At 62.9% G+C, this 25,008-nt stretch carries 26 protein-coding genes and 1 tRNA gene; 17 read left to right on the top strand and 10 right to left on the bottom strand.

The window, feature by feature from the left end:
* Positions 1–2: 2 nt before the first annotated feature.
* The 6 genes from ACJ7Z0_RS12575 to ACJ7Z0_RS12550 all read left to right on the top strand — a co-directional run bounded on the left by ACJ7Z0_RS12575 (position 3) and on the right by ACJ7Z0_RS12550 (position 6,344).
* Positions 3–749 carry a lysophospholipid acyltransferase family protein gene (locus ACJ7Z0_RS12575; protein WP_434790117.1) on the top strand — a complete coding sequence of 249 codons (747 nt, stop codon included), beginning with the start codon at positions 3–5 and terminating at the stop codon, positions 747–749.
* A 573-nt stretch (positions 750–1,322) separates the two neighbouring features.
* A complete protein-coding gene (locus ACJ7Z0_RS12570) occupies positions 1,323–1,541 on the top strand; it encodes a hypothetical protein (protein WP_434790116.1) in 219 nt (72 codons plus the stop codon).
* Positions 1,542–1,691: 150 nt separating this feature from the next.
* Positions 1,692–2,405: a LuxR C-terminal-related transcriptional regulator gene (locus ACJ7Z0_RS12565; protein ID WP_434790115.1), complete on the top strand. Its 714-nt coding sequence runs from the start codon at positions 1,692–1,694 to the stop codon at positions 2,403–2,405.
* Between the two features lie 64 nt (positions 2,406–2,469).
* Positions 2,470–4,278 carry a sensor histidine kinase gene (locus ACJ7Z0_RS12560; protein WP_434790114.1) on the top strand — a complete coding sequence of 603 codons (1,809 nt, stop codon included), beginning with the start codon at positions 2,470–2,472 and terminating at the stop codon, positions 4,276–4,278.
* A 396-nt stretch (positions 4,279–4,674) separates the two neighbouring features.
* On the top strand, positions 4,675–5,244 hold the full coding sequence (locus tag ACJ7Z0_RS12555) for a hypothetical protein (protein ID WP_431127517.1): 570 nt from the start codon (positions 4,675–4,677) through the stop codon (positions 5,242–5,244).
* A gap of 197 nt (positions 5,245–5,441) precedes the next feature.
* Entirely contained in the window at positions 5,442–6,344 is a 903-nt protein-coding gene (locus tag ACJ7Z0_RS12550; protein WP_434790113.1) for a CsgG/HfaB family protein, read from the top strand.
* Between the two features lie 528 nt (positions 6,345–6,872).
* Here the strand turns inward: ACJ7Z0_RS12550 and ACJ7Z0_RS12545 are convergent.
* The 9 genes from ACJ7Z0_RS12545 to ACJ7Z0_RS12505 all read right to left on the bottom strand — a co-directional run bounded on the left by ACJ7Z0_RS12545 (position 6,873) and on the right by ACJ7Z0_RS12505 (position 11,951).
* Complete coding sequence (locus ACJ7Z0_RS12545; RefSeq protein WP_434790112.1) at positions 6,873–7,712, bottom strand: abortive infection family protein; 840 nt, start codon at positions 7,710–7,712, stop codon at positions 6,873–6,875.
* 3 nt (positions 7,713–7,715) lie between these two features.
* The gene (locus ACJ7Z0_RS12540; protein WP_434790111.1) at positions 7,716–7,910 is read right to left on the bottom strand and encodes a hypothetical protein; all 195 of its coding nucleotides are present in this window, start codon (positions 7,908–7,910) and stop codon (positions 7,716–7,718) included.
* 557 nt (positions 7,911–8,467) lie between these two features.
* A complete protein-coding gene (locus ACJ7Z0_RS12535) occupies positions 8,468–9,322 on the bottom strand; it encodes a hypothetical protein (protein WP_434790110.1) in 855 nt (284 codons plus the stop codon).
* Positions 9,291–9,527: a hypothetical protein gene (locus ACJ7Z0_RS12530; RefSeq protein WP_434790109.1), complete on the bottom strand. Its 237-nt coding sequence runs from the start codon at positions 9,525–9,527 to the stop codon at positions 9,291–9,293. The genes ACJ7Z0_RS12535 and ACJ7Z0_RS12530 overlap by 32 nt, the downstream gene beginning before the upstream one ends.
* Positions 9,517–9,756 carry a hypothetical protein gene (locus ACJ7Z0_RS12525; RefSeq protein ID WP_434790108.1) on the bottom strand — a complete coding sequence of 80 codons (240 nt, stop codon included), beginning with the start codon at positions 9,754–9,756 and terminating at the stop codon, positions 9,517–9,519. Before ACJ7Z0_RS12525 ends, ACJ7Z0_RS12530 begins: the two co-directional genes overlap by 11 nt.
* Complete coding sequence (locus ACJ7Z0_RS12520; RefSeq protein ID WP_434790107.1) at positions 9,750–9,965, bottom strand: helix-turn-helix transcriptional regulator; 216 nt, start codon at positions 9,963–9,965, stop codon at positions 9,750–9,752. The genes ACJ7Z0_RS12525 and ACJ7Z0_RS12520 overlap by 7 nt, the downstream gene beginning before the upstream one ends.
* 197 nt (positions 9,966–10,162) lie before the next feature.
* Positions 10,163–11,386, bottom strand: coding sequence for a tyrosine-type recombinase/integrase (locus tag ACJ7Z0_RS12515; protein WP_434790106.1), 1,224 nt, complete (start codon positions 11,384–11,386; stop codon positions 10,163–10,165).
* A 171-nt stretch (positions 11,387–11,557) separates the two neighbouring features.
* Positions 11,558–11,632, bottom strand: a tRNA-Arg gene (locus tag ACJ7Z0_RS12510).
* Between the two features lie 82 nt (positions 11,633–11,714).
* Positions 11,715–11,951: a hypothetical protein gene (locus tag ACJ7Z0_RS12505; protein WP_434790105.1), complete on the bottom strand. Its 237-nt coding sequence runs from the start codon at positions 11,949–11,951 to the stop codon at positions 11,715–11,717.
* 314 nt (positions 11,952–12,265) lie between these two features.
* On the opposite strand from ACJ7Z0_RS12505, the gene ACJ7Z0_RS12500 reads away from it, so the two are divergent.
* The 4 genes from ACJ7Z0_RS12500 (at position 12,266) to ACJ7Z0_RS12485 (ending at position 16,345) form a co-directional block, all read left to right on the top strand.
* Positions 12,266–13,291, top strand: a complete 1,026-nt coding sequence (locus tag ACJ7Z0_RS12500) for a Bug family tripartite tricarboxylate transporter substrate binding protein (RefSeq protein ID WP_434790104.1) — start codon at positions 12,266–12,268, stop codon at positions 13,289–13,291.
* 129 nt (positions 13,292–13,420) lie between these two features.
* Positions 13,421–13,942, top strand: coding sequence for a tripartite tricarboxylate transporter TctB family protein (locus ACJ7Z0_RS12495; RefSeq protein ID WP_434790103.1), 522 nt, complete (start codon positions 13,421–13,423; stop codon positions 13,940–13,942).
* Between the two features lie 21 nt (positions 13,943–13,963).
* Positions 13,964–15,493, top strand: a complete 1,530-nt coding sequence (locus tag ACJ7Z0_RS12490; protein ID WP_431127603.1) for a tripartite tricarboxylate transporter permease — start codon at positions 13,964–13,966, stop codon at positions 15,491–15,493.
* 15 nt (positions 15,494–15,508) lie between these two features.
* Positions 15,509–16,345, top strand: coding sequence for a cytidylate kinase family protein (locus ACJ7Z0_RS12485; RefSeq protein ID WP_434790102.1), 837 nt, complete (start codon positions 15,509–15,511; stop codon positions 16,343–16,345).
* Positions 16,346–16,358: 13 nt separating this feature from the next.
* On the opposite strand, the gene ACJ7Z0_RS12480 is transcribed toward ACJ7Z0_RS12485, so the two are convergent.
* Entirely contained in the window at positions 16,359–16,967 is a 609-nt protein-coding gene (locus ACJ7Z0_RS12480) for a Crp/Fnr family transcriptional regulator (protein WP_015867259.1), read from the bottom strand.
* 156 nt (positions 16,968–17,123) lie between these two features.
* On the opposite strand from ACJ7Z0_RS12480, the gene oxc reads away from it, so the two are divergent.
* The 7 genes from oxc (at position 17,124) to sucD (ending at position 24,997) form a co-directional block, all read left to right on the top strand.
* Complete coding sequence (gene oxc, locus ACJ7Z0_RS12475) at positions 17,124–18,962, top strand: oxalyl-CoA decarboxylase (RefSeq protein WP_434790101.1); 1,839 nt, start codon at positions 17,124–17,126, stop codon at positions 18,960–18,962.
* 27 nt (positions 18,963–18,989) lie between these two features.
* A complete protein-coding gene (gene frc, locus ACJ7Z0_RS12470; RefSeq protein WP_434790100.1) occupies positions 18,990–20,261 on the top strand; it encodes a formyl-CoA transferase in 1,272 nt (423 codons plus the stop codon).
* A gap of 74 nt (positions 20,262–20,335) precedes the next feature.
* Complete coding sequence (locus ACJ7Z0_RS12465; protein WP_431127617.1) at positions 20,336–20,773, top strand: PAS domain-containing protein; 438 nt, start codon at positions 20,336–20,338, stop codon at positions 20,771–20,773.
* Positions 20,773–22,020, top strand: coding sequence for a formyl-CoA transferase (frc, locus tag ACJ7Z0_RS12460; protein WP_431127620.1), 1,248 nt, complete (start codon positions 20,773–20,775; stop codon positions 22,018–22,020). Before ACJ7Z0_RS12465 ends, frc (ACJ7Z0_RS12460) begins: the two co-directional genes overlap by 1 nt.
* 155 nt (positions 22,021–22,175) lie before the next feature.
* Positions 22,176–22,559 carry an HAD family hydrolase gene (locus ACJ7Z0_RS12455; RefSeq protein ID WP_434790099.1) on the top strand — a complete coding sequence of 128 codons (384 nt, stop codon included), beginning with the start codon at positions 22,176–22,178 and terminating at the stop codon, positions 22,557–22,559.
* Positions 22,560–22,565: 6 nt separating this feature from the next.
* Positions 22,566–23,735 (top strand): ADP-forming succinate--CoA ligase subunit beta, encoded by a 1,170-nt coding sequence (gene sucC, locus ACJ7Z0_RS12450; protein WP_434790098.1) that lies wholly within the window; start codon positions 22,566–22,568, stop codon positions 23,733–23,735.
* A 362-nt stretch (positions 23,736–24,097) separates the two neighbouring features.
* Positions 24,098–24,997, top strand: coding sequence for a succinate--CoA ligase subunit alpha (sucD, locus tag ACJ7Z0_RS12445; RefSeq protein WP_434790097.1), 900 nt, complete (start codon positions 24,098–24,100; stop codon positions 24,995–24,997).
* The last annotated feature ends 11 nt before the right edge of the window (positions 24,998–25,008 follow it).

Here is a 25,008-nt window from a genome sequence, read left to right as displayed (position 1 = left end):
CGATGGTTCATTCGCTGAAGGCCTGCTGGCGCCTGCTGCATGCGGTGGGACACGCGCTTGGCGGCTGGTGGACCATCCGCTTCACCTTTCCGGGCCTGTCGCAGCAAGAGCGCAACCTGCGCGTGCAGCAGTGGTCGCTGCGCCTGCTCGAGATCATGGGCGTCGCGCTCAAAGTGCAGGGCACGCCGCCCGCGGAGGGACCGGTGCTGCTCATCTGCAATCACCTCTCGTGGCTCGACATCACTGCCATCCACGCCGCGTGCCACGTGCGCTTTGTCTCCAAGTCGGGCGTGAAGCACTGGCCGCTGATCGGCACGCTCTCCACCGGCGCGGGCTCGCTCTACATCGAGCGCGAGCGCCGGCGCGACGCAATGCGCGTGGTGCACCACATGACCGAGGCGCTGCAGAGCGGCGACCGCATCGGCGTGTTCCCCGAAGGCACCACCAGCGACGGTCACGGGCTGCTGCCCTTTCATGCCAACCTCTTGCAGGCCGCCATTTCTTCCGGCGCACCGGTGCTGCCCGCCGCGCTGCGCTTTGCCGATGCGGCCACAGGAGAAACCAGCCAGGCGCCACGCTACATCGACGACGACAACCTGCTGACATCGCTCTGGAACACGCTGCGCGCACCGGCGCTCCTGGCCATCGTGCGCTTTGGAGAGCCGCAGCAATCGCTCGGCCGCGAACGTCGCGAGTGGGCCCGGTCTCTGCATGAAGACGTGCAGCAACTGCGCCGCGAAACCCACTGACCCCGCCCACCGCGTGAGCGAGGCTGCAAAAAAAAGCGCTCACTAGGGAGCGCTTAACGACGCAGTATTGCGCCGTGAGGAGGAACCGGGATTCGTCGTTCTTTACTTACTTCTTCATTCAGAGAATGCCGAAGACCTTCAGGCCGATGATCACGACCAGCGGCACTCCGCACAGCCAGAGGATGATGCTTTTCATGATCGGCGTCTCCGTTTAGTAGATAGGGCTCTACATTGGCGGCGCTCGCGGCCCACGCTTGCGGGAGAAACCAGCCCGTGCGCGTGGGCGGGTGCCTACAGCTTCGGCTGAAGGGTCTGGCCGGTACACGCCTGGCCTGGAACGCCAGGGCGAGCGTAGCGAACAGTAGTAAAAAGTAAGTAAATTACGAGAAGAGCACCTATCGGTAAGCCCTAAGCGTTCCAGCAACACTACTTGCCAAGGGGCTGTGCCACCGCATCGAAATCCGACGCCCATAATCCGCCTGCGGCACGCCAGAGCCGCGTCAAACCCAAGGCTCCGGGTCTACTGGAAGCGAGCCAGCCATCTTGCATTTCTGGCATTTACGGGACGACACCATGAGCGTGATGCACATGTTTCTACCGGCATCCGAACCCGCGCGCAGTGAAGCTCTGGCGCAGTTTCTGAGAACACACCACATACCGCGCCGCCTCGTGAGAGGCCTTGGGCGCAAAGACCTGGGCGAGCAGACCGGACCCGCCGCACTGGTCGGTCCACCGCAACGCCAGCAACAGGCGTCGCAGGACGTGCAGACGCCGTTTGGGCCGAAGAGTTAACGGCCTCGCGGGGCTTCGACAGGAATCGCAAACAGGGGCCTGGCCCCAGAGGAGAGGGCGCTATCGTTGGTGCCTGGCGAGGCGAGGCATGCAGCGCAACCTGACTTTCGTCACTTACCTTTCCGCCCAGAACCGCCTAGATTCAGTTGCTTGAGTACCGTCGAGTCGAATCAATCTCCCCCGCATGGCGTTCCCGCGCCTGCGCGGCGGCCGCGCGCCATTCTGGTGGTGGACGATCACGATCTCGTACGCCTGGGGGTGCGCGCACTGCTGCAGGCACAGTCCTCTCCATCCGGCGAAACGGTTGAAGTCCTGGAGGCCGGCAACCTCGCCGAGGCCTTGGCGTTGTATGAAAGAGCCCAGGATGGCATCGCCCTGGTGCTACTGGATCTTGCCTTGCCCGATACACAGGGCCTGAGCGGCCTGGCGGATTTTCACGCCCGCTATCCTGCCGCTCGCATCGTTGCCATTTCGGGGTCCGGCACCACCTCCATTGCGCAGTCCACGATCGCCCAGGGCGCGCTGGCTCTGGGCGCCAGCGCTTTCATTTCCAAGTCGGCGAACCTCAAGGAGGTGGTGAGTTTCATCCGGGCCTGTGGGCTGCTCGGGAGCGACGCGGTAGACGGCTTGCCTTGCCCTTCGTCGACCGCAATCCGGCCCGCGAAACCCTCCCATGGCCGCGCCTGGCAGGCGCTTGCGCCACGGCAAATACAGGTGCTTCAGTGGGTGCTGGAAGGCAAGACCAACAAGGAGATCGCCGAGGCAGCGAGTCTTACCGAAGGCACCGTGAAGAACTACGTGTCGACCATCTTCTTGCTGTTTGGTGTGCGCTCGCGCGCGCAGTTGATCAGTAGCTTGCGGTAAGCCCAGCCCGCGCGGGCAACATACAAATACATGCGGGAGACAACTCCTGCGGGGAGGCAATTCGATGAGCGCCATCGTGTCGAAGCATCTGGCCGTCGATGCCAAGCTGAGGCTGCGCATATTGCGCGAGCACGTGGCTTCGGTCTACGCCGGTCACAGCACAGCGGTTCTGGCCCATTTCGGTTTTGCGGCCGCGCTGGCCATCTTCAGCTACTCGCGTCTCGCCCATCCATGGTTGTTGTACTGGCTGCTCGTTCTTGCCGCCGTGGACCTGTACGCGTTGCTGGCACCGCGCTGGACCCCTGCCACGCCGATGTCCGACAGCCCCTATTGGGCGCGCAAGTACGCCCGCCTGGTCACCATGGTCAGCATCGCGACGGCTCCAGCGCCCTTGTTCCTTGTGTCGACGACGGATCTGGTCATGACCACCGTGTTCACGGTCGTCATCATCGGCAGTTGGACACGGGCCGTGCAGGCACGATGGCCTCTGAAGCCGGCCATGTTCGGGTATGGCATTCCCATGATGACGGGTCTTATCGCGGCCCTGGTCTGGCATGGCAGCGCCCTGAACTGGTTCCTCGCCGGATTCGGAATTGTCAACCTGATACTCACCCTTCGCGCCGGCTTGCAGGAGAACAGGCGGTTGACCGAATCGCTGATCCTGCGCTTCGAGAACGAGGCCCTGGCCGCTCGCTTGAGCGAGCAAATCGCTGCAACCGAACGAGCCAGCGCCGAAAAGACCCGCTTCCTGGCCACCGCCAGCCACGATCTGCGTCAGCCAATGCACGCCATCGCATTGTTCGGCGCCGCCCTGGAAAACGCCCTGCACGACCGCCCCGAAGGGGAAAACGCCGAGCGCCTGATGCGGGCAGTCGATACCCTGGGTGCGTCGCTGAACACCATGCTCGACGTTTCCCGTCTCGATGCGGGAGTGGTGGTGCCCGAGCCATGTGCTCTGGAACTCGACGCGCTGTTTCGCCCGCTCAATCACACCTTCTCGGCGCAAGCAGACCATAAGAATTTGCAGTTGCGCATTCGCGCCAGCGGGCTGTGGGTGCGCAGCGACCCGCAACTTCTGTATCGCATGCTTTCGAACCTTGTCGACAACGCGTTGAAGTACACACGACACGGCGGCGTGACCGTAACGGCACTTGTGCGTGGTGATTCGGTGTGGATCGAAGTGCGAGACACCGGCATCGGTGTTGCACCCGGACAGCTGGAACGCATCTTCGAGGAGTTCTATCAAATCGGCAACCCGGGACGTGACCGCTCCCGAGGTCTGGGCATCGGGTTGTCGATCGTGCAGCGCCTGTCCCAGTTGCTTGCTCATCCGGTGCAAGTGCGTTCGCGCCCAGGCCGCGGTACACGCTTTCGCCTGCTGGTGCCGAGGGCCGAGGCAACATCGGAATCGCCCACGGATCTCTTGCTCCAGGATCTCGAATCGCCCGTGCGCCATCGCTTCGCCGTACCGGATCTGCGCGGACGCATCCTGTTGATCGACGACGAGTTGGAAATCAGGCAAGCCATGACGGCGCTGCTGGGCGCCTACTCCCTCGATGTGGTGGCCGTGGCCGACGAAGCCGCGGCAGCCGAGGTGCTGACGCATTCTGATGCACAGGCGAAGCCGTTCGCACTGCTGCTGTGCGACTTCCGGCTGGCTGACGGAGCGGACGGACTCGATGTCGGCCTGCGCCTGCGGGAACGCTTTCGGCTCGATGCACCGCTGCTTCTGATCACGGGCGAAACTGCGCCCGAGCGGCTGCAGCGTGTGCGCGCCTCGGGCGTACCTGTGCTGTTCAAGCCCGTGAGCGCCGCGACGCTCCTGCAAGCCATGGCTGAACTCGCGCCCGCAGGCCGTCGGCGTTTGCCCTGAGCGCAACAAGTGACTTTAGACACTGCAGGTTGATCTCTGCCTTCTCCTAGATTTGCATCGGGCCGGATGTCGGCCTTTTTTGACAAGCAACAGGGAGATCGTATGAACAGAAATCCATGGGCAATTGGAGCGGGGATCGCGTCCATCGCGGCGGTAATGGCGGCATGCGGAGGCGGAGGAGGAGGAGGCAATGGTGGCGGCGGTTTTCCAATCCTGCCCGCCGCGCCTGCTCCGGAGCCCGCACCCTCCTCTTCACCACCCCCGCCGCCACCGGCGCCAGCCCCTGCACCGGCATCGGCAACGAGCTCGGCCCCTTGTACGAACGAAGCGGATTTCCATGCCGGAACTGCGCGGGACTACGAAGAACGAACGACGATTTCCGGGCAATCCCCCACGGTGGGCCGCACCGTCGAAACAGTTGGCGAACGCAAGTCGTTTGCCGGTGTCACGCCTGTGACCGTCAAGGTCCAACCCCACGATACCGCCGGCAATCCATCGCCTGCCGCCGAGAACTACCACGACCTGGTCAATGGCAACGTGGTCTCCTACGGGTCGATTGCGCAAGTCGCGACCCAAGTCATCACAGTGACGTTCGATCCACCAGTGGGCGGCCCGGTGGACATGCAGCCCGGACAAGTGGCAAGTGGCAGCACCAAGATCAAGACTGTTGCCGTCAGTACGGCGGATGGGTCAAAGATCGAGACCGAGTACCCCGTGTCGCGAGACCTGACCTATGTGGGCCGCGAAACTTTGCAAACGGAGATGGGCGCCTTCAACGCTTGCAAGTTCACGAACAGGCAAACCACAGGTACGGGTGACACGTCCTCCGTCACGACCTTCACCACATGGGTCGCTGCCGAAGGAGCATATCGGGGTCAGTTGCTCAAGATCCATACGCGTCCAGAAGGAGGCCCCCGGCCCGAGATCACAACAGAGCGGATCAAGATGACCTACACGCCGAAGTAGCGTTCGCCCGCGCCCGGCAGGCCATGGCGGGGACGACCTTGCATCACGCAGCAAGTGACTTTAGCCACTTACAGGGCGTCTTGCTTTCCGCCTAAATTCGCACGGGGCCGGATCTCGGCCCTTTGCCAACCAACAGGGAGGAACGCATGAAAAAATCAACGGGTGCGGCATACCAGCGCCCACTTTCAAACTCGGCCATGGAACGGTCATACATGAGATTTCCGACAGTCGCGGCGGTGACCGGGCTCTTGGCTCTTGCGGGTTGTCAGAACATGCCCGCTCTCGACATGCAAATGGGCAGCCAGTCGTCCAAGACCATGGCCACGGGCAGCGCGGCAGGTTCGGCCACCGCCGGCGAAAGCAGCCAGCTGGAGCGCTGCGAGTCGCCGCTCGGCACCGTCTCGCTGATCGAGAACGTGAACTCCGGCTGGTACACCATCCTCACCGGCGAATACCGCCTGCCGCCCACGGCCAACCTGCTGCGCCTCCTGGTGCAGCAGTCGAACTGCTTCGTGGTGGTCGAGCGTGGCGCGGCCGGCATGAACGCCATGACGCGCGAGCGCGCGCTGCAGCAGTCGGGTGAAATGCGCGGCGGTAGCAACTTCGGCCGCGGCCAGATGGTGGCCTCCGACTACGGCCTCTCGCCCGAGATCGTGTTCAGCAACAGCGATGCCGGCGGCATCGGCGGTGCGCTGGGTGGCCTGGTGGGCGGGGGACGGGGCCTCGCGATTGCCAAGCTGGGCGCAAGCATGCAGACCAAGGAAGCCAGTGCGCTGCTCACGCTCATCGACAACCGCTCGGGCGTGCAGGTCGCGGCTTCGGAAGGCAGCGCCTCCAAGACCGACTTCGGCGCCTTCGGCTCGGTGTTCGGCGCCCGCGCCGGCGGCAATCTCGGCGGCTATACCAACACGGCGCAAGGCAAGGTGATTGCCGCGGCGTTCATGGACGGCTTCAACCAGATGGTTCGCTCGCTGCGCAACTACAAGGCGCAGACCGTGCGCGGCCAGGGCCTCGGCGGCGGTGGCCGGCTGGGCGTGGACGGCGGAATGGCGCCTTCGCCGACTTCGGCGCCGTCCGCATCCAATCGCAGCAGGAAGTAGTCTCGACGGACCGTCGGCCGCTCACGTTCAGATGACGAACCACAAAGCGAGCAACACAAGCAAATACGAAGACACCAAGAGCTGAGCGAACTGTTTGGCCATGTGCGTTCTCCAGTGAGATGGACAACTGGCGCCGCATTGTTTGCCTGGTTGGAACAAAGCGTTCGCCGTGAAGTCACTGTAGAAATTGCGCCGCACGCGCGCATGAGCGGTACGCACCTTTTTCCGGGGAGACAAATGCCCTCTCCGCTGCTGCCCACGACAAAGAGCCTGCCAGAGGCCGGAATGAACGGAGCTGGAAGATCGGCCTTTCCACCAAACAAAAAAGCCGTTGAAATTCAACGGCTTGCTGGTGCTTCGACAGGAATCGAAAACTCGGCTGCAACCCGCATGAATGCTCAGTAATTGCAAAAGTCAAAAGCAAAGAACCAACGCAAGTACCATCAAATCATGATGCTAGGTGATATGTTGCCAATGCAACACACGGCGACCCGAATCCTGCCCTAGCTGCATGTGGACAACACCACGCTACGCCGTCCTCGCCTTCTTGTCCCACGTTTCCATGACGAAGGCTCCAACGGTGTGCGCGGCGTTGACCGCAAGGCGGGCATGTCGGGGCTCCAGCTTGTAGCCCTTTCGACCTTCACTATGGGCGCTGCTGGCGTGTGTGCGTAGGGCGCCGATGCCGTCCACCACGGAGAACAAGCCGCTGATGATTGTCCGGAGGTCATTGTCCTCAATACTGCCCGGGTCAAGTCCGAGGTCTGCCCGAACCACCTTGAAGACCGGTTGCAAATCCTGCTTGTCGGGCATCGTGAGACCGTTGTCCTCGATGTAGGTTTTGAAGACTGATTCGAGGATGTTGGCAGCAGCAGAAACCGCATCACGCGGCTTCGACTCGACAGACTCCATGGCACGCTCGAACTCACGATGGATGGCGGGTAAGTCTCGGCCGCGAATGATTTCCCCTAGAGCCTTGCTTGGTGCGAGTCCTCCGGTCGTGATAACTCCGCCGGAGTGGTAATTGAGCCCGCACCGCCCGAGCACCGCTTCAACCTTTCGGACCAGCGCCCGCTTTTTAACTACAAACTCGGGTTCGTCGCCAAATCCTGCATACGAGTATTCGGCGTCCATGTCCGGGTCTTCCATGTAACCGCAGATGATTCCGCCCGCTACAGCTAGAGGCTCCGGATGTCGCTTGTTCGTATTCCGGAGCCAGTCTTGAGCTTTGGCGAGCTTGTTGCCGTCAGGCGCGTCGCCGGAGGCTTCCGCATGCATAAACAAGCCGTGAAGCGTCGCATGGGTCTCTGCGTGCGCGACGAGTTCAGCGATTACGGCGACGAGTGGCTGGGGGATCAGCTGAGCCATGGCCTAACCCTTCAGCGCGTAAAAGATGTGCCACCACCAACCGGTGCGCGTCTCGGCTTTCTTGAGGCAATCGAACAGCGCCAGTGGATCAGTTGGGTTGAAGGTGCACAGGCCAACCTGAAGGGCGTACCGCTCGTTCTCCACTGTGGCCAATGCGGCGGCGAACCACACAAGGAGCACGAGCAGGACCACGATCAAGACGGAGGGGGCTGAGGGCTTCATAGCTAGGATTTTGCCTCGCGCGAGGCCTATGGTGCAGCCCATGGATCGTTGCTGTGCAGTGCCACACGGGCAACACTTTCGCCCGTCGAATTTTGCCTGCGGTAGCAAGCATTTCCTTTGCGCCCTATAAGCAGTCTCGCTAAACCCCCGGAAAAAACTTCACGAGGGGCTTCGAGGCCATGAGCTGCCCCGCAGGGGTGTCAAGGTCTGCGGGCTGCGGCAGACGGTCGCGCCGGTCGCTGCTGCCCGAGAGCCCCGAGCCCCGAGAAAAGCGCGATGTTTTTTCGATGGGGATGGGGTCGGTATGGTGCGGTTTGCTTATAGGTAGGAGCGGCGCTTACACGCCGCTGCTGGCCTTGCTGGCGCACGAATCTAGCGGGATAAGGGGTTGCGCTGAAGCCGGCGAGCGCAACCCCTTGAGATGAAGCCGAGCGCAACCCCTAAACGTGGCGTCAGTGCTAGCGATTCAGTGGTTGCGTGCATACCCCCCATTTCGTAGAAATGGGGAGGCACATAGGAACAGTCGAAAATGATCAACTATGCTCACTTACGACGATGTCGGTGATTGTCTCAATCAGTTTGGAGACGGCCTGCCGGGACAGCTGACCCCCAGTAAGTAGTCGCCAGTTCTCAGCGGTGGCAGTCGGGCTACGGTGAGACAGCACGAACGTTCGCAGAAGCGCTGCACGCCTAGCAGCGACGTTCTCAGGGGTGTGGCGCCCGGAGCGGTCACGATGTCTCATTGCATGGCTCAGCAAGCGCTCTGATGCAATCGTCCACTGCTGGGGAGCAAGTCGTCTGCGCTCGGCTCGCATCCCGCTTGTCGGCAATGTCATCAGGTCTCGCCTCTGTGAGTCGGATAGCCCGAGCCCCGTCGTGCACCAGTGCGCCACGCTATAGCGAGCACTGACAAATGCAAACTGCCGGGCTGCTGTCGCGTGCCACTTAGCAGAGCACGGGGGGGTGTCGAATAGCCCTTTCCAGCCCCGGAATCGGGGCGTGTGCCTCGGGTTGCGCTTGGTGAACCAGAGCATGTCTGCAAGCCATGTGACGAACTCGTGCTGCGGGGTGCTGTCGTTCGTCGGCCAGCGCAGGCACGGTGGCACGTTTCTGCGGTCAAGCTCTAGATGGATTGCCCACATGAGCAGCGTATCCGTGCCCATAGAAAGCCGCAGGATGAGCGTTTGAGTGCTGGCGCTGGTCAGCCCCCGGACGGCCTCGCAGAAGCGCTCCGAGCCTTCGTGCTGGCGCTTCTCGGCCGCCAGCATCGTTATGGACTTGAACAGCGCCGCGTGCGGCTCTGGCCGCAGCAATGCTGCGGGAACGCTATCGAGGGAGGCTAGTGCACGTTCGCTCTCAACCTTCGCGCTGGGAGCGAGCGTGGTCATGGATCGATCCGCCGCTTTCAGCGTCGAAGCTGCTGCACGGGTAGATGACCGTCGCGCCGCCGTTGAGGGTGTCCACGGCTAGGATGTCCTGCCCGGTGTACTCCAGCACATAGGTGCGCTGGCCCTCGTGTTCGATGGTGTCCAAGACGACGGCCTCGGTGAGGAGATCTGCCAGTTGCTCCGCGTTTATGTGGTTAGTCTGCATCTGGCGCTCCTTCAATCACGATGTAGTTGCCGTTCTTGTCCCGCGCAATATGTGCCTCTTTGCGAAAAACAGCTCGCATTTGCTCGTCGGAAACTTCCCCGGAAAAGAAGAACCATCCATTCAATTGATCCTGCTCTTCGGCCCAGCGCTGACGGTCTTCGCGAGCTTGACGGGAAACCGGCCACTTGCCCCAGCCTTGCGCGGCGGCTATCTGTGCCAGGCTCAGCATGCTTGCCCCTTCCCTTCAACGGCGTTGCGCCGACGTTGCTCGATCCATGCATCAACTTCTGACTTGAGGAAGCCGACAGAATGGGCGGACAACTCGATGGAATTGGGGAAGCCGCTGCTAGGACTGGCGATCAACCGATAGATGGTTGAGCGGCTCAGGCGGAGCTGAGTTACGAGATCCTTGAAACGGAGAATGGTGTGTTGCTGCATGGCGCTCCAGGTTGGTTTAGGTCAATGCACAAGGTGTGCGATCTATTTATAGGGAGGAGCGAGCGGCCGTAATCGACGCAGCACATGCTTCAGCTGCAGGGTTCCTGTAAAAATCTAATGAAATCAACAGCTTAGGTCGAGAGAAAATATTTTCTCTCGGCCCAATTGGATGCTTAAATTTTGAGCAGTAGCTTGCCTCAGGCGGCTTGAGCAAGCACGATGACCTCAGCACCAATTCGCAACTTGTCCAAGTAGTTGGCCCATCGTTGCATCATTTCCCGGCGCGCTGGAAGATGGGCCGTACGGTTGTAGGCGCGGCCGTTGGTATCGTTCACCGTGTGTGCGAGCTGATGTTCGATGAAGTCAACTCGCTCGCCCAATACTTCATCTAGGATCGTCCGCGCGGTTGCCCGGAAGCCGTGGGCCGTATGGATGTCGCTGCTGTATCCCAGCGCTCGGAGCGCAGCATTCACCGTGTTCTCGCTCATGGGCCGCTCACCGGTGCGGATGCTGGGGAACACATAGCGGCCGTGGCCCGTGATGGGACGTAGCGAGCGCAGGATCTCCAAGGCTTGGGTGGACAGTGGAACGATGTGGTCAATGCCCATCTTCATCTTCGAGCCGGGGATGCGCCATTCGGCGGCCTCTAAGTTGAATTCCGACCATTCAGCGGTCCGCAGCTCACCCGGGCGAACAAACACCAGCGGGGACAACTTGAGCGCTGCCACGGTGGTCGCATGCCCGGTGTAAGTATGAATGGCGCGCATCAATCCCCCCACGGCCGCCGGCTCAGTGATGGCAGCATGATGCTTAATGACCTTCGTGGCCAGCGCTTCCCTCAGGTCTGCAGTCACGTCCCGTTCTGCCAGCCCAGATACAACGGCAAACCGGAATACCTGCCCGCAGAGTTGTTTGACGCGATGGGCGGTGTCGACAGCACCTCGCGCTTCCAACTTGCGGATGACCTTGTCCAAAACATCGCGGGGCCCGATAGCTGAAATAGGCATGCGGCCAATGAAGGGGAACACATCCTTTTCCAACCATGTCCGCACTTTTTGTTGGGTGTCTGGCTGGCGTTTAGCCGTGGTCTTCTCCAACCAGTCCCGCCCGACCGCCTCAAATGTGTTTGCGACTGCATCGCGCAGAGCATTCTTTTGCTCCCTTTTTGCGGTGCTGGGATCGATGCCGTCTGCTAGCTGTTCGCGAGCTTCGTCCCGGCGCTTGCGAGCCTTGGCGAGCGAAACGTCGGCGTAGACGCCGAGCGCTAACGTCTTTTGCTTGCCGGCGAACCGGTAGTTCATGCGCCAGTATTTGCCTGTCGCCGTGACGTGCAGGTACATCCCGCCACCATCGCCGTACTTCTCGCCGTTGTCGGCGCCCTTGTGTTTAACCTGCCGGACGAAAGTATCGGTGAGCGCCATGATGCGTTGTTGGTATCGAGTTTGTCGGTGCCGGTGTCTACCAGCAAAAATGATGGTATTCCGCTGCGATGGAATGCTACCGGCTGAGACAGGCCGAGGCAAAGAAAAACCCGCTACGCCTTGGAGCGTGCGGGTTTCTGATGTGGGATGAGACGCCGTGAAACGGGTCCTTGGTGCCTTCGACAGGAATCGAACCTGTATCTGAGTCTTAGGAGGACCCCGTTCTATCCATTGAACTACGAAGACGGAGGGCGGCCCGGACTTTACCAGTTCGGGGCGGCTCCGGCGCGTCGGCTGCCTGAGCCGCCGCGTGGCCTGTTGCTGCTGCTCAGCGCAGGCCGATGCGCGAGGCGTGCCAGCGCAGCACGTCGGCGCGCAATGGGTCGGAGGCCTCGATGCGGTTGGCGCGCACGTGCAGCGCGCGCATCTGCTCGACTTCCTCGATGACCTTGCCGGGGCTCAGCAAGGCCTGAACGAGCACGCAGGCCTCTTCGGCAAATGCCTTGAGCGCGCCAGCCAAGCCACCAAATGCGCTCGCGCCGGACGTTCGGTCAAGGGTAGGCATAAAGGAACTCCTGGAATTCGTGGATGGGTTGAATTGCCCTCCATTGTAGGGTTTACCCGGATTCCCCTCGGCACGGCGAAAAAAGGCCGCGCAATGCGTGCCGCTCCGCGTGGCGCCGCCCCGCTGCGCAGGCTCATCGGGTCGCCTTGGCCCGCTTGCTCGCGTATCACGCGGCGCGGGCTAACCCCAAGACAAAATCTCGCAAAAGTTGACCATGGTCAAGCAAGCGAAGTTCTATCAGCGCGCACCATCTGCCCTGTTCGCATCTCGGCTCAGATCCACCAAAAAAGAGCGCACCTTACACAGGAGACAACATGATGAAGAACTTCTTTTCGCGCACTCGCGCTTGTCGGGCCAAAGTCTTCACCGCGGCCATGTTGGCACTCGCGGTGGCCACGCCAGCCTTCGCATGGGAGCCCACCAAGCCGGTGGAGTTCGTGATCCCCGCGGGCACCGGCGGAGGCGCCGACCAGATGGGCCGGCTGCTGCAGGGCATCGTCATCAAGTACAAGCTCATGAAGGAGCCGCTGATCGTCGTCAACAAGTCCGGCGGCGCGGGCGCCGAGGGCTTCCTGGCGGTGAAGGAAGCCAAGGGCGATCCGCACAAGATCGTCATCTCGCTGTCCAACCTGTTCACCACGCCCATGGCCACCGGCGTGCCCTTCAACTGGAAGGACATGACACCGGTCGCGATGTTGGCGCTCGACCAGTTCGTGCTGTGGACCAATGCCGAGCAGCCGTACAAGAATGCCTCGGAGTACATCGCGGCGGCCAAGGCGGCGGGCCCGAGCAAGTTCAAGATGGCCGGCACCGGCTCCAAGCAGGAAGACCAGATCATCACGGTGGCGCTCGAGAAAGCCACCGGCACCAAGTTCATCTACGTGCCGTTCAAGGGCGGCGGCGAGGTGGCGGTGCAGCTGGTGGGCGGCCACGTGCAGTCCACCGTCAACAACCCGATCGAGGCCGTGGCCCAGTGGCGCGCGGGCAAGCTGCGCGCCCTGTGCGTGTTCGACGACGAGCGCATGCCGTTCAAGGCCAAGGTGACCGACACGCAGTCGTGGAACGACATTCCCACCTGCAAGGAAGCCGGCGTTCCGACCAAGTACACGATGCTGCGCGGCATCTTCATGCCCCCCGGCGTGACGCCCGAACAGCGCGCGTTCTACGTCGACCTGCTGACCAAGATCGCCGCCACGCCGGACTGGAAGGAATACATGGAGAAGGGTGCCTTCAACCCGACCTTCATGACGGGCGACGCGTTCACCAAGTGGCTCACCGAAGCGGAGGCCACGCACCGCACGTTGATGACCGAAGCCGGCTTCCTGGCCAGCAACAAGTAGCAGCAGCAGCAATCGAGCGCCCTGCAGCACTCGCTTCCTGCCTGAAGAGACTGCCGCCGGCCGGGCGGCGGGCGGGGCGCTGCACTCTCGTTTTTTTCACGGCACATACATACGAACGATGGGGACTCCATGGAACACGACGAGATTTCCGATGGCACGCCGCGCAGGGGCGTGGCGACCAACCTGGTAGAGGCGGTGGTTGCGCTGGTCCTGGTGGCGATAGGCCTGGTGGTGATCTACGAGAGCCAGAGGCTGGGCTCGGGCTGGACCAGCGATGGCCCCGGCGCGGGGTACTTCCCGTTCTACATCGGCGTGATCATCACCATCTCGGGTGCCGGCATCCTGTACCAGGCGCTGCTCGGCAAGAACAAGAAGACCGAGGTCTTCGTCGACACGGTACAGCTCAAGCGCGTGCTCTCGGTGCTGGTGCCGGCCACGGTCTATGTGGCGGCCATTTCACTGCTCGGCCTGTACGTGGCTTCGGCGATCTACATCGCGCTGTTCATGGTGTTCCTGGGCAAGTACTCGTGGGTGAAGAGCGTCATTGCGGCCTTGGTGGTCAACACGGTGTTCTTCTTCATGTTCGAGGTGTGGTTCAAGGTGCCGCTGTTCAAGGGCGCACTCGATCCCCTCCGTTTTCTCGGCTACTGAATCTCACGGAGCAAATGCGAAATGGATGAAATCAGTGCCCTGATGCAGGGCTTCTCGGTGATCCTCACACCCATGAACATCGGCCTGATGTTCGTCGGCATCATCCTGGGGGTGCTGATCGGCGTGCTCCCCGGGCTGGGTGGCGCCAACGGGGTGGCGATTCTGCTGCCGCTCACGTTCACGATGTCGCCCACCTCGGCGATCATCATGCTGTCGTGCATCTACTGGGGCGCGTTGTTCGGTGGAGCCATCACCTCCATCCTGTTCAACATTCCGGGCGAACCATGGTCGGTGGCCACCACCTTCGACGGCTATCCGATGGCGCAGCAGGGCAACGCCGGCGCCGCGCTGACCACGGCGTTCACGTCGTCCTTCGTCGGTGCGCTGCTGGCGGTGATCATGATCACCTTCCTGGCGCCGCTGGTGGCCAAGTTCGCGCTCAAATTCGGGTCACCCGAATTCTTTGCGGTGTACCTCCTGACCTTCTGCAGCTTCGTAGGCATGGGCAAGGGGTCGCCGTTCAAGATCCTGGCGTCGATGGCGCTGGGCTTTGCGCTGGCCAGCGTGGGCATGGACACGGTCACGGGCCAGCTGCGGCTCACGTTCGGCCAGTCGGAGCTGATGCGCGGCTTCGACTTCCTGATCGCGGTCATCGGCCTGTTCGGCATCGGCGAAATCCTGCTGTCGATGGAAGAGGGCCTCAAGTTCTCGGGCAAGACCGCGAAGATCGATCCGAAGGTGGTGCTGCAAACGTGGAAGCAGCTGCCGCAATACTGGGTGACGTCGCTGCGCAGCTCGCTCATCGGCATCTGGATGGGCATCACGCCGGGCGGCGCCACGCCGGCTTCGTTCATGGCCTACGGCCTGGCCAAGAAGATGTCGAAGCGCGGTTCCAAGTTCGGCACCGGCCAGATGGAAGGCGTCGTGGCGCCCGAGACCGCGGCCCACGCCGCCGGCACCAGTGCGCTGCTGCCGATGCTGGCGCTTGGCATTCCGGGTTCGCCCACCGCCGCGGTGCTGCTGGGTGGCCTGTTGATCTGGGGCCTGCAGCCCGGACCGCTGCTGTTCGTCGAGCAGAAGGACTTCGTCTGGGGGCTGATCGCCAGCATGTACCTGGGCAACATCGTCGGCCTCATCGTGGTGCTGAGCACGGTGCCGCTGTTCGCTTCGATCCTGCGCATTCCGTTCTCGATCATTGCGCCGGTGATCATCGTGATCTGCGCCATTGGTGCCTACACCGTGCACAACGCGATGCTCGACATCTGGTTCATGCTCGGCTTCGGCGTGGTGGGGTATTTGTTCAAGAAGCTCGACTTTCCTCTGGCGCCGCTGGTCCTGGCGCTGGTGCTCGGCGACAAGGCGGAAGACTCGTTCCGCCAGGCCATGCTGGTCTCGCAGGGCGACGTGATGATCATGTTCTCGAACCCGCTGGTCGGCGGCATCACCACGCTGGCGCTCGTGCTGCTGCTCTGGCCACTGATCTCCAAGGCGCTGGCGCTGGTCAAGCCCAAGAAGCACGACGAATTTGCCGTCGAACGGCCCGTGGACTGAGCGGAGAACAACAACATGCCAGTGATTGCACTCACTCAGGAGATGGGTTCCCTCGCCAAGGACGTGTCGCAGCGCCTCGCCGAGCAGCTCGGCCTCGAGATCATGCGCCACGAGACGATCGAGCGCGTGGCCGACCGCATGCAGGTGCCGACCAGCTTCATTGGCCGCTTGCGCGACGGCAAGGCAGGTTTTGTCGAACGGCTCACCGCCGACAAGCGCAGCCTTGCGCTCTATACGGCCGAAGAACTCTTTGCACTGGCAGACCGCGGCAACGTGGTGTTGCGCGGCTGGGGCGCAACCTGCCTGCTGCGGCCGGTGCCGCACGTGGTGTGCGTGCGCATCACGCGCTCGATGAAGAAGCGGGTCGAATGGCTAATGGCGCACCTGGAGACCGACGATGCCGAGTTTGCCGAGGCCGAGATCCGGCGCAGCGACGACGCGCATGCGGCCCGCATGCATGCGCAGTTCGGCGTGACATGGGGCGACCCGGTGCTCTACGACCTGGTGCTCAACACGGACCGACTCTCGGTGGACAGCTGCGTGGCGCAGATCCGCGCGCTGGTGGAACGGCCGGAGTTTGCCGAGACGCCGGCCTCGCGCGCGCTTTTGGCCAACATGGCGCTCGCGGCGCGGGTGAAGTCGGCGCTGAAGGGCAACGAGGCGACCGGCGACATCCGCGTGACCGTCGAGGCCGACCAGGGCAAGGTCACGCTGAGCGGCATCGTGCTCAATGCACAGGAGCGCGCGCTCACGCAGGACGTGGCTTCCAAGGTCGACGGCGTGAGCGGCGTCGACAACGCGCTGCGCCTGATGACCGTTCCGCGCCGCTTCGCGTCGGCGAAGCAGACCTGAGTAACGCGCCTGCCTAGATTTTTCCGCGTTTGCGGAGGCGGCTCAGGGTTTCTGCTGAGAGATTGAGATACGACGCAAGCTCCTTGCTCGGAATGCGGTCTTCGAGCTCCGGGTGCTTGCGCATGAACCGGTGCACGCGGCCGGGCGCGTCGAGCAGATGAAGCGTGATGGTGTGCGCCATGATTTCGCTCATGCCGCGCATCACGCAGTATTCGAACAGCTCCTTGGTCTCGGGGTGGCGGTCGAGGAACGCGATCCACTCCTTCAGCGGCAGGCTGGCCACGCGCGCCTTGGTGACGCACACGATGCCGTAGGGCGTGGGCGTGCCCAGGCGGAGCGCCGCATAGCTGGTTTCCATGTCGTGCGCATCGGCAAAGCGCAGGATCATTTCCTTGCCCTCGGGGTTGCTCACCACCCGCTTGAGGATGCCGTCGAGGATGAAGTACTGCTCCATCTCGCGCACGCCCTGGTGCAGCAGAAAGTCGCCCTTGTTGCCGTCCACGATGACGAGATGGGTTTCCAGTTCGGCGCGCTCGCTCTCGCTCAGGTCCTTGAGAAGGATGTTCTGCCGGAGCTGCGCGCGAATGATGTTTTTCTCCGGGTGGTTTTCCAACAGCGTCATGGGTCCCGTCTTGCTCGAATTCGCAACAACAACATCTGGTTCATCTGGCCGGTGCCGTTTTCCGGAAAGTTGACCGAGGTCAACGCCCGAAAGCATGCCTCCGAATCATAGTCCCGGCTCGGGCCTCGGCCATTCACCCAAGCAAGAAGGAGAGACATGTCTTCAGTAAGAACGGACAAAGAGGCATCCACGACCCTGGACGACGCCCTCAAGCCCAAGAACCGGGCCGCAGAAGGCGACGCGGTCGTGGTCGCCCTCAAACACCCCACAGAGGAGGCATCGCCGGCGCACGACGCGACGATCGACGGCTTCCACCTGGTCATCGATGCGCTGAAGCTGAACGACATCGACACCATCTTCGGCCTGCCGGGGATCCCGATCACCGACCTCACGCGCATGGCACAGGCCGAAGGCCTGCGGGTCATCTCGTTCCGCCACGAGCAGCATGCGGGCAACGCCGCCGCGGCGGCCGGCTTTCTCACGCAGAAGCCCGGCATCTGCCTGACGGTGTCGGCGCCCGGTTTCCTGAACGGGCTCACGGCGCTGGCCAATGCCACCACCAATTGCTTCCCGATGATTCTCATCAGCGGATCGAGCGAGCGCGAAATCGTCGACCTGCAGCAGGGCGACTACGAAGAGATGGACCAGCTCGCCATCGCCAAGCCGCTGTGCAAGGCCGCTTTCCGCGTGCTGCACGCCGAGGACATCGGCGTGGGCATTGCACGGGCGATCCGCTCGGCGCTGTCGGGCCGTCCGGGCGGCGTGTACCTCGACCTGCCGGCCAAGCTGTTCGCGCAGACCATGGATGCCGAAGCCGGCCGCCGGTCGCTCATCAAGGTGATCGACCCGGCACCGCGTCAGATTCCGGCGCCCGATGCCGTGAATCGCGCACTCGACCTCCTCAAGGGCGCGAAGAAGCCGCTCATCCTGCTGGGCAAGGGCGCCGCCTACGCACAGGCCGACGCCGACATCCGCGCGCTGATCGAGAAGACCGGCATTCCCTACCTGCCGATGTCGATGGCCAAGGGCCTCTTGCCCGACACGCATGCGCAGTCGGCCGCGGCCGCGCGCTCCTACGTGCTGCAGGAAGCCGACGTGGTGATGCTGGTCGGCGCGCGCCTCAACTGGCTGCTGTCGCACGGCAAGGGCAAGACCTGGGGCCAGGAGAAGGGCGCCAAGCAGTTCATCCAGATCGACATTGCACCCACCGAGATCGACAGCAACGTGGCCATTGCCGCGCCGGTGATCGGCGACATCGGCTCCTGCGTGGCGGCGTTGCTCGCGGGCGTCGATGCCAAGTGGGCCAAGCCTCCGGCCGAATGGACCGGTGCCATTGCCGAGCGCAAGGACAAGAACCTGTCGAAGATGGCCGTGACGCTGGCCGCGCGGCCTTCGCCGATGAATTTCCACAGCGCGCTGAGCGTGATCCGCGACCAGGTGAAGGCACGGCCCGACGCCATCGTGGTGAACGAAGGCGCCAACACGCTCGACTTTGCGCGCAGCATCGTCGATATGTACGAGCCGCGCAAGCGCCTCGACGTGGGCACCTGGGGAATCATGGGCATCGGCATGGGCTTTGCCGTGGCGGCCGCGGTGGTGACCGACAAGCCGGTGATCGCCATCGAGGGCGACAGCGCCTTCGGCTTCAGCGGCATGGAGGTGGAGACTATCTGCCGCTACAACCTGCCGATCTGCATCGTCGTGTTCAACAACAACGGCGTCTACCGCGGCACCGACGTGAACGCGAGCGGCACGCCCGACGTGGCGCCCACCGTGTTCGTGAAGAACGCACGCTACGACAAGCTGATGGAAGCGTTCGGCGGCGTGGGCGTCAACGCCACCACCGCGGATGAATTGCAGAAGGCGCTGGCCGAAGCCGTCGCCTCGCGCCGTCCGACGCTGATCAACGCCGTCATCGACGAGACGGCCGGAACGGAAAGCGGCCGGATCACCAGCCTGAATCCGAGCACGGCAAAGAAAAAGCAGCAGCAGTAATCCAAGGCAACCCAGGAGTTAATTTCCATGAGCAACAAACCCCTCAACGGCATCAAGATCATCGACTTCACGCACGTGCAAGCCGGTCCGGCGTGCACCCAGATGCTGGCCTGGTTCGGCGCCGACGTGATCAAGGTCGAGCGCCCGGGCGCCGGCGACGTCACCCGCAGCCAGCTGCGCGACATCCCCAACGTCGACGCGCTGTACTTCACCATGCTGAACAGCAACAAGCGCTCGATCACGCTGGACACGAAGAAGCCCGAAGGCAAGGCCGTGCTGGAAAAGATGATCCGCGAATCCGACGTGCTGGTCGAAAACTTCGGCCCCGGTGCGCTGGACCGCATGGGCTTTACCTGGGAACGCATCCAGGAGCTGAACCCCAAGATGATCGTCGCGTCGGTCAAGGGCTTCAGCGACGGCCACCACTATGAAGACCTGAAGGTATACGAGAACGTTGCGCAATGCGCCGGCGGCGCCGCCTCCACCACCGGCTGGTGGAAGGGCGAAAACTCGGCCCCGACGATCTCGGCGGCCGCCCTGGGCGACTCGAACACCGGCATGCACCTGGCCATCGGCATCCTGACGGCCATCATCGGCCGCCAGCAGACCGGCAAGGGCCAGAAGGTGGCCTGCTCGATGCAGGACGCCGTGCTGAACCTGTGCCGCGTGAAGATGCGCGACCAGCAGCGCCTGGACAGCGTGGGCTACCTAGAGGAGTACCCACAGTACCCGCACGAGATGGACGCGTTCAAGGACAAGGTGGTGCCGCGCGGCGGCAACGCCGGCGGCGGTGGCCAGCCGGGCTGGATTCTCAAGTGCAAGGGCTGGCAGACCGACCCCAATGCGTACATCTACTTCACCGTGCAGGGCCACGCCTGGGACCCGATCTGCGACGCACTCGGCAAGCCCGAGTGGAAGACCGATCCGGACTACATGACCCCCAGGGCCCGCCAGCCGCACATCGACCAGATCTTCGCGACCATCGAGGACTTCATCAAGGACAAGACCAAGTTCGAGGCGGTCGACATCTTCCGCAAGCACGACATCCCTTGCGCCCCGGTGCTGTCGATGAAAGAACTGCTGCACGACGAGTCGCTGCGCAAGAGCGGCTCCATCGTCGAAGTGCCGCACAAGGAGCGCGGCAGCTACTGGACCATCGGCAGCCCGATCAAGTTCTCTGACCTCAAGCCCGAGGTCACGGCCTCGCCGCTCTTGGGCGAGCACACCGAAGAGGTGCTGGCCGAACTGGGCTACACGAAGGCGCAGATCGACAACCTGAAAGAATCGAAGGCCGTCTAGCGGACCCACCCCAGCTCGCCCGCTCGACGACAGGCGGGCGAGCTGCGAAACGACATGAAGCGCCAGAGGTAAACATGCAAGCGAACGTTGATTTCAAGCAGATCGTCGAAGGCGCCGGCGACGCGATCATGGTGTGCAATGCGGAAGGAGCGATCACGCTCTGGAATCGCGCGGCCGAGCGCATCTTCGGTTTCACCGAGGCGGAGGCCCTGGGCCAGTCGCTCGACATGATCATTCCCCAGCGGCAGCGCCAGCGGCACTGGGACGGCTATCACAAGACGATGGACACCGGCATCACCAAGTACGGTGCCGATCTGCTGCGCGTGCCGGCGCTGCACAAGGACGGCCACACGCTGTCGATCGCCTTCACGGTGTCGATGCTGTTCTCGGAAAATCGTGAAGTCACGGGCATCGTTGCCTTCGTGCGAGACGAAACAGCCCGCTTTGCGGAGGAGCGTAAATTGCGCGCTCGTCTGCAAGAAGCAGAGACCACGATCAAAGGAGACAGCTGATGAGCAAGGCACTTGAGGGCGTTCGCATCCTCGATTTCACCCATGTCCAGTCCGGTCCCACGTGCACGCAATTGCTGGCGTGGTTCGGTGCCGACGTGATCAAGGTGGAGCGCGCCGGTGAGGGCGACGCCACGCGCGGCCAGCTGCGCGACATTCCCGGCGTGGACAGCCTCTACTTCACGATGCTGAACCACAACAAGCGCTCGATCACGCTCGACACCAAGAAGCCCAAGGGCAAGAAGGTGCTCGACACGCTGATCAAGACCTGCGACGTGCTGGTCGAGAACTTCGCGCCCGGCGCGCTCGACCGCATGGGCATCACCTGGGCCCACATCCAGGAGCTCAACCCACGCATGATCGTGGCCTCGGTCAAGGGCTTCGGCCCTGGCAAGTACGAGCATTGCAAGGTGTACGAGAACGTGGCCCAGTGCGCGGGCGGCGCGGCCTCGACCACAGGCTTCGACGACGGCCCACCGGTCGTCACGGGCGCGCAGATCGGCGACAGCGGCACCGGCCTGCACCTGGCGCTGGGCATCGTGGCGGCGCTCTACCAGCGCAACAGCACGGGCCGCGGCCAGCAGGTGCTCGCGCCCATGCAGGACGCAGTGCTCAACCTCTGCCGCGTGAAGATGCGCGACCAGCAGCGGCTGGAGCGCACCGGCACCATGCACGAGTACCCGCAGTACCCGGACGGCAAGTTCGGCGACGCGGTGCCGCGCGCCGGCAACGCCTCGGGCGGCGGCCAGCCGGGCTCGATTCTCAAGTGCAAGGGCTGGGAGACCGATCCCAACGCCTACATCTACTTCATCACGCAAGGGGCCGTGTGGCCCGCGGTGTGCAAGGTCATCGGCGAAGAAGGCTGGATCACCGATGAGGCCTACGCCACGCCCGCGGCGCGCCTGTTGCACCTGAAGCCGATCTTCGCGCGCATCGAGCAATGGACCATGACCAAGGACAAGTTCGAGGCCATGGACATCCTCAACCAGTACGACATTCCCTGCGGGCCGATTCTTTCGATGAAGGAAATCGCCGCCGACCCGTCCCTGCGCGAGACCGGCACCATCGTCGAGGTGGACCACCCGACGCGGGGCAAATACCTGACGGTGGGCAACCCCATCAAGATGTCCGACAGCCCGACCGAGGTCACGCGCTCGCCGCTGCTGGGCGAGCACACCGAAGAAGTGCTGATGCAGCTGGGCTACACCGCGGGCGATGTGCAGGCGCTGCGCGCCGAGGGCGTGATCTGAGCCGCGGCGCGGCTTTTTTAATAGCGCAATAAAGACGCGGGCGGCGGATGCGCTGGCGATGGAAATTATTCGCCTCGAATGTATAACTTATTGCGAATACATTCAATAAAATAGTTTAACTATTATTTATCGATCATCGAACCTACATTTTGATCATGCCGATCCACGAATCATTTGTCGCCCGGCGTTCAATTTCTAGGAGAAATTTCATGATCGATGAATTGCCAATTCAATACTGGAGCAGCGAAACCGAGCGCAACGCCTACAACGCCGCGTTCTACGAGCTGGGGTTCCGCTGGCACTGGGACCGCGAAACCTATTGCCAACTGCTGCGCCAGAGCCAGGACGGCATCGAGCGGGTCAGCCACTACCTGAATGCCTATCAGCCGCATCTGCTGCGCGCCTATGACGCCAAATTCCTGGCCGAAGTGATCGAGCAGAAGAAGCAAGAGCATCAAAAGCGCGAGCCGGATACGGGCGCCATGAAAAAGCGCTATTTCAACTGGGCCGAAAGCCGCGGCGCAGAACTCGGGGCCTGAATTGCCATGAAGATCCACGAATACCAGGGCAAGGACGTATTGCGCAAATACGGCGTGCCCACGCCGCGTGGATATGCGTGCTTTTCGCCCGACGAAGCGGCCGATGCCGCCACGCGGATCGGCGGCAGGGCCTGGGTGGTGAAGGCGCAGATCCATGCCGGCGGCCGCGGCAAGGGCGGCGGTGTCCGGCTTGCCTGGTCGGCGGCCGAAGTGCGGCGCCACGCCGACGAGCTGCTGGGCATGACGCTTCGAACGCACCAGACGGGCCCCGAAGGCCGGCTGGTAAAGCGGCTGCTGGTCGAAGAGAGCGTCGAGATCGAAAAAGAGTTCTACCTCGGCATGACGGTCGACCGCGATTCGCGGCGCGTGGCCTTGATGGCTTCGAGCGAAGGCGGAATGGACATCGAGGACGTTGCGGCCCGCACGCCGGAAAGAATCCGCAAGCTGTTCATCGACCCGGCCACCGGCGTGAAGGCGGCCGAGGCCGATGGCATTGCGCGCGACATCGGCTTTTCGGGCAAGGCGCTGCTGCAGGTGCGCACGCTGGTGCAGAACCTCTATCAGGCCTTCGACGCCTGCGATGCCTCGCTGGCCGAGATCAACCCGCTGGCGCTGACGCGCGACGGCCGCGTCATCGCGTTGGACGCGAAGTTCAACTTCGATCCGAACGCGCTGTTCCGCCAGCCCGAGATCGCGGCGATGCGCGACCTCGACGAGGAAGACCCGGCGGAGGTCCAGGCCTCGAAGTTCGATCTTTCGTACATCCCGCTCGACGGCAACATCGGCTGCCTGGTGAACGGCGCGGGCCTGGCCATGGCGACGATGGACGCGATCAAGCTCTATGGCGGATCGCCGGCCAACTTTCTCGACGTGGGCGGCGGTGCCACGGCCGAGAAGGTGACCGAAGCCTTCAAGCTGATGCTGCGCAACCCGAATCTGCGCGCCATCCTGGTCAACATCTTCGGCGGCATCATGAAATGCGACGTGATCGCGCGCGGCATCGTCGCGGCGGCGCGCGAGGTCGAACTGTCGGTTCCGTTGGTGGTGCGCATGAAGGGCACCAACGAGAGCCTGGGAAAAACCATCCTCGGACAGTCGGGCCTTCCGATCATCTCCGCCAACGACATGGCCGATGCGGCCCAGACGGTCGTGGCTGCGGCTCGGCGGGGGGGCTAGGACTATGAAGTCTTGCGTTTCTTTGCGTCGTGTTGTCCGTCATTCAGGGCGCGCTCCCGCCGACGGGGTACCTTGCTCCGCGAATGTCCCCCGCCCTTCGGGTTCCTCCTTTATTTCGCTGCGCAAGGCACCCCATCGACGGGATCGTTATTCAGAGCGGTTGTTGATCGAGCCGAACAACGACAGCGCCCTGTGTGCGCAGGGCGCCGGGTGCTCCCCGCAGCGAAATAAAGGAGGAGCCGAAGGCGGGGGACATTCGCGGAGGGGAGTACCCGGTGGCCTGTGCACGCGCCCTGAACAAGAGCGCTCACAACACAACCGCTCTGAACACAAGCGCCCCGAACAAGAGGTGGAGAGCTGACATGTCGATCCTCATCAACAAGCACACCCGCGTCATCACCCAGGGCATCACCGGCAAGACCGGCCAGTTCCACACCGCCATGTGCCGCGACTACGGCAATGGCCAGAAGTGCTTCGTCGCTGGCGTGAACCCGAAGAAGGCAGGCAAGTCGTTCGACGGCATTCCCGTGTTCGGCAGCGTCAAGGACGCCAAGGCAGAAACAGGCGCCACCGTCTCGGTCATCTACGTGCCGCCACCCTTCGCGGCCGCGGCCATCGACGAAGCCGTGGATGCCGGGCTCGATCTTGTCGTGTGCATCACCGAAGGCATTCCGGTGCGCGACATGATCCGCACCCGCCATCGCATGGAAGGCAGCAAGACTTTGCTGCTCGGTCCCAATTGCCCCGGCCTCATCACGCCCGACGAAATCAAGATCGGGATCATGCCGGGCCACATCCACCAGAAGGGCCGCATCGGCGTGGTGTCGCGCTCGGGCACGTTGACCTACGAGGCCGCGAGCCAGCTTGCCAACTATGGCATCGGGCAATCGACCGTCGTCGGCATTGGCGGCGACCCAGTGGGCGGGTTGCGGCACGTCGACGTGCTGAAGATGTTCAACGACGACCCGCGCACCGACGCCGTGATCATGGTCGGCGAAATCGGCGGCAACGACGAAGAAATTTGCGCGCGCTGGATTCGCGACCACATGCAAAAACCCGTGGTCGGCTTCATTGCCGGCGCCAGCGCGCCGCCCGGCAAGCGCATGGGCCACGCAGGCGCCATCGTCTCCGGCGGCAAGGGAACGGCGCGCGAAAAGCTGGCGGTCATGAGGGAGTGCGGCATCCACGTGACCGACAACCCCGCCGAGATGGGAAAGCTTCTCGCGTCGCTGGTCATCCCCGACTACCTGCCCTTCGACTGAGCCCTGAGAAA

The sequence above is a fragment of the Variovorax palleresanus genome (assembly GCF_051144945.1).
GTDB classification, from domain to species: domain Bacteria; phylum Pseudomonadota; class Gammaproteobacteria; order Burkholderiales; family Burkholderiaceae_C; genus Variovorax; species Variovorax paradoxus_S.
Note: the sequence above shows the minus strand (reverse complement) of the source record. Positions and strands in the feature narration are given on the sequence as shown.

Bases quoted from the DNA above. Each gene is read 5' to 3' on its own strand.
- ACJ7Z0_RS12575 (WP_434790117.1), top strand. From the start codon at position 3: ATGGTTCATTCGCTGAAGGCCTGCTGGCGCCTGCTGCATGCGGTGGGA.
- ACJ7Z0_RS12570 (WP_434790116.1), top strand. From the start codon at position 1,323: ATGAGCGTGATGCACATGTTTCTACCGGCATCCGAACCCGCGCGCAGT.
- ACJ7Z0_RS12560 (WP_434790114.1), top strand. From the start codon at position 2,470: ATGAGCGCCATCGTGTCGAAGCATCTGGCCGTCGATGCCAAGCTGAGG.
- ACJ7Z0_RS12550 (WP_434790113.1), top strand. From the start codon at position 5,442: ATGGAACGGTCATACATGAGATTTCCGACAGTCGCGGCGGTGACCGGG.
- ACJ7Z0_RS12545 (WP_434790112.1), bottom strand. From the start codon at position 7,712: ATGGCTCAGCTGATCCCCCAGCCACTCGTCGCCGTAATCGCTGAACTC.
- ACJ7Z0_RS12535 (WP_434790110.1), bottom strand. From the start codon at position 9,322: ATGACCACGCTCGCTCCCAGCGCGAAGGTTGAGAGCGAACGTGCACTA.
- ACJ7Z0_RS12530 (WP_434790109.1), bottom strand. From the start codon at position 9,527: ATGCAGACTAACCACATAAACGCGGAGCAACTGGCAGATCTCCTCACC.
- ACJ7Z0_RS12525 (WP_434790108.1), bottom strand. From the start codon at position 9,756: ATGCTGAGCCTGGCACAGATAGCCGCCGCGCAAGGCTGGGGCAAGTGG.
- ACJ7Z0_RS12520 (WP_434790107.1), bottom strand. From the start codon at position 9,965: ATGCAGCAACACACCATTCTCCGTTTCAAGGATCTCGTAACTCAGCTC.
- ACJ7Z0_RS12515 (WP_434790106.1), bottom strand. From the start codon at position 11,386: ATGGCGCTCACCGATACTTTCGTCCGGCAGGTTAAACACAAGGGCGCC.
- ACJ7Z0_RS12505 (WP_434790105.1), bottom strand. From the start codon at position 11,951: ATGCCTACCCTTGACCGAACGTCCGGCGCGAGCGCATTTGGTGGCTTG.
- ACJ7Z0_RS12500 (WP_434790104.1), top strand. From the start codon at position 12,266: ATGATGAAGAACTTCTTTTCGCGCACTCGCGCTTGTCGGGCCAAAGTC.
- ACJ7Z0_RS12495 (WP_434790103.1), top strand. From the start codon at position 13,421: ATGGAACACGACGAGATTTCCGATGGCACGCCGCGCAGGGGCGTGGCG.
- ACJ7Z0_RS12490 (WP_431127603.1), top strand. From the start codon at position 13,964: ATGGATGAAATCAGTGCCCTGATGCAGGGCTTCTCGGTGATCCTCACA.
- ACJ7Z0_RS12485 (WP_434790102.1), top strand. From the start codon at position 15,509: ATGCCAGTGATTGCACTCACTCAGGAGATGGGTTCCCTCGCCAAGGAC.
- ACJ7Z0_RS12480 (WP_015867259.1), bottom strand. From the start codon at position 16,967: ATGACGCTGTTGGAAAACCACCCGGAGAAAAACATCATTCGCGCGCAG.
- oxc (WP_434790101.1), top strand. From the start codon at position 17,124: ATGTCTTCAGTAAGAACGGACAAAGAGGCATCCACGACCCTGGACGAC.
- frc (WP_434790100.1), top strand. From the start codon at position 18,990: ATGAGCAACAAACCCCTCAACGGCATCAAGATCATCGACTTCACGCAC.
- ACJ7Z0_RS12465 (WP_431127617.1), top strand. From the start codon at position 20,336: ATGCAAGCGAACGTTGATTTCAAGCAGATCGTCGAAGGCGCCGGCGAC.
- frc (WP_431127620.1), top strand. From the start codon at position 20,773: ATGAGCAAGGCACTTGAGGGCGTTCGCATCCTCGATTTCACCCATGTC.
- ACJ7Z0_RS12455 (WP_434790099.1), top strand. From the start codon at position 22,176: ATGCCGATCCACGAATCATTTGTCGCCCGGCGTTCAATTTCTAGGAGA.
- sucC (WP_434790098.1), top strand. From the start codon at position 22,566: ATGAAGATCCACGAATACCAGGGCAAGGACGTATTGCGCAAATACGGC.
- sucD (WP_434790097.1), top strand. From the start codon at position 24,098: ATGTCGATCCTCATCAACAAGCACACCCGCGTCATCACCCAGGGCATC.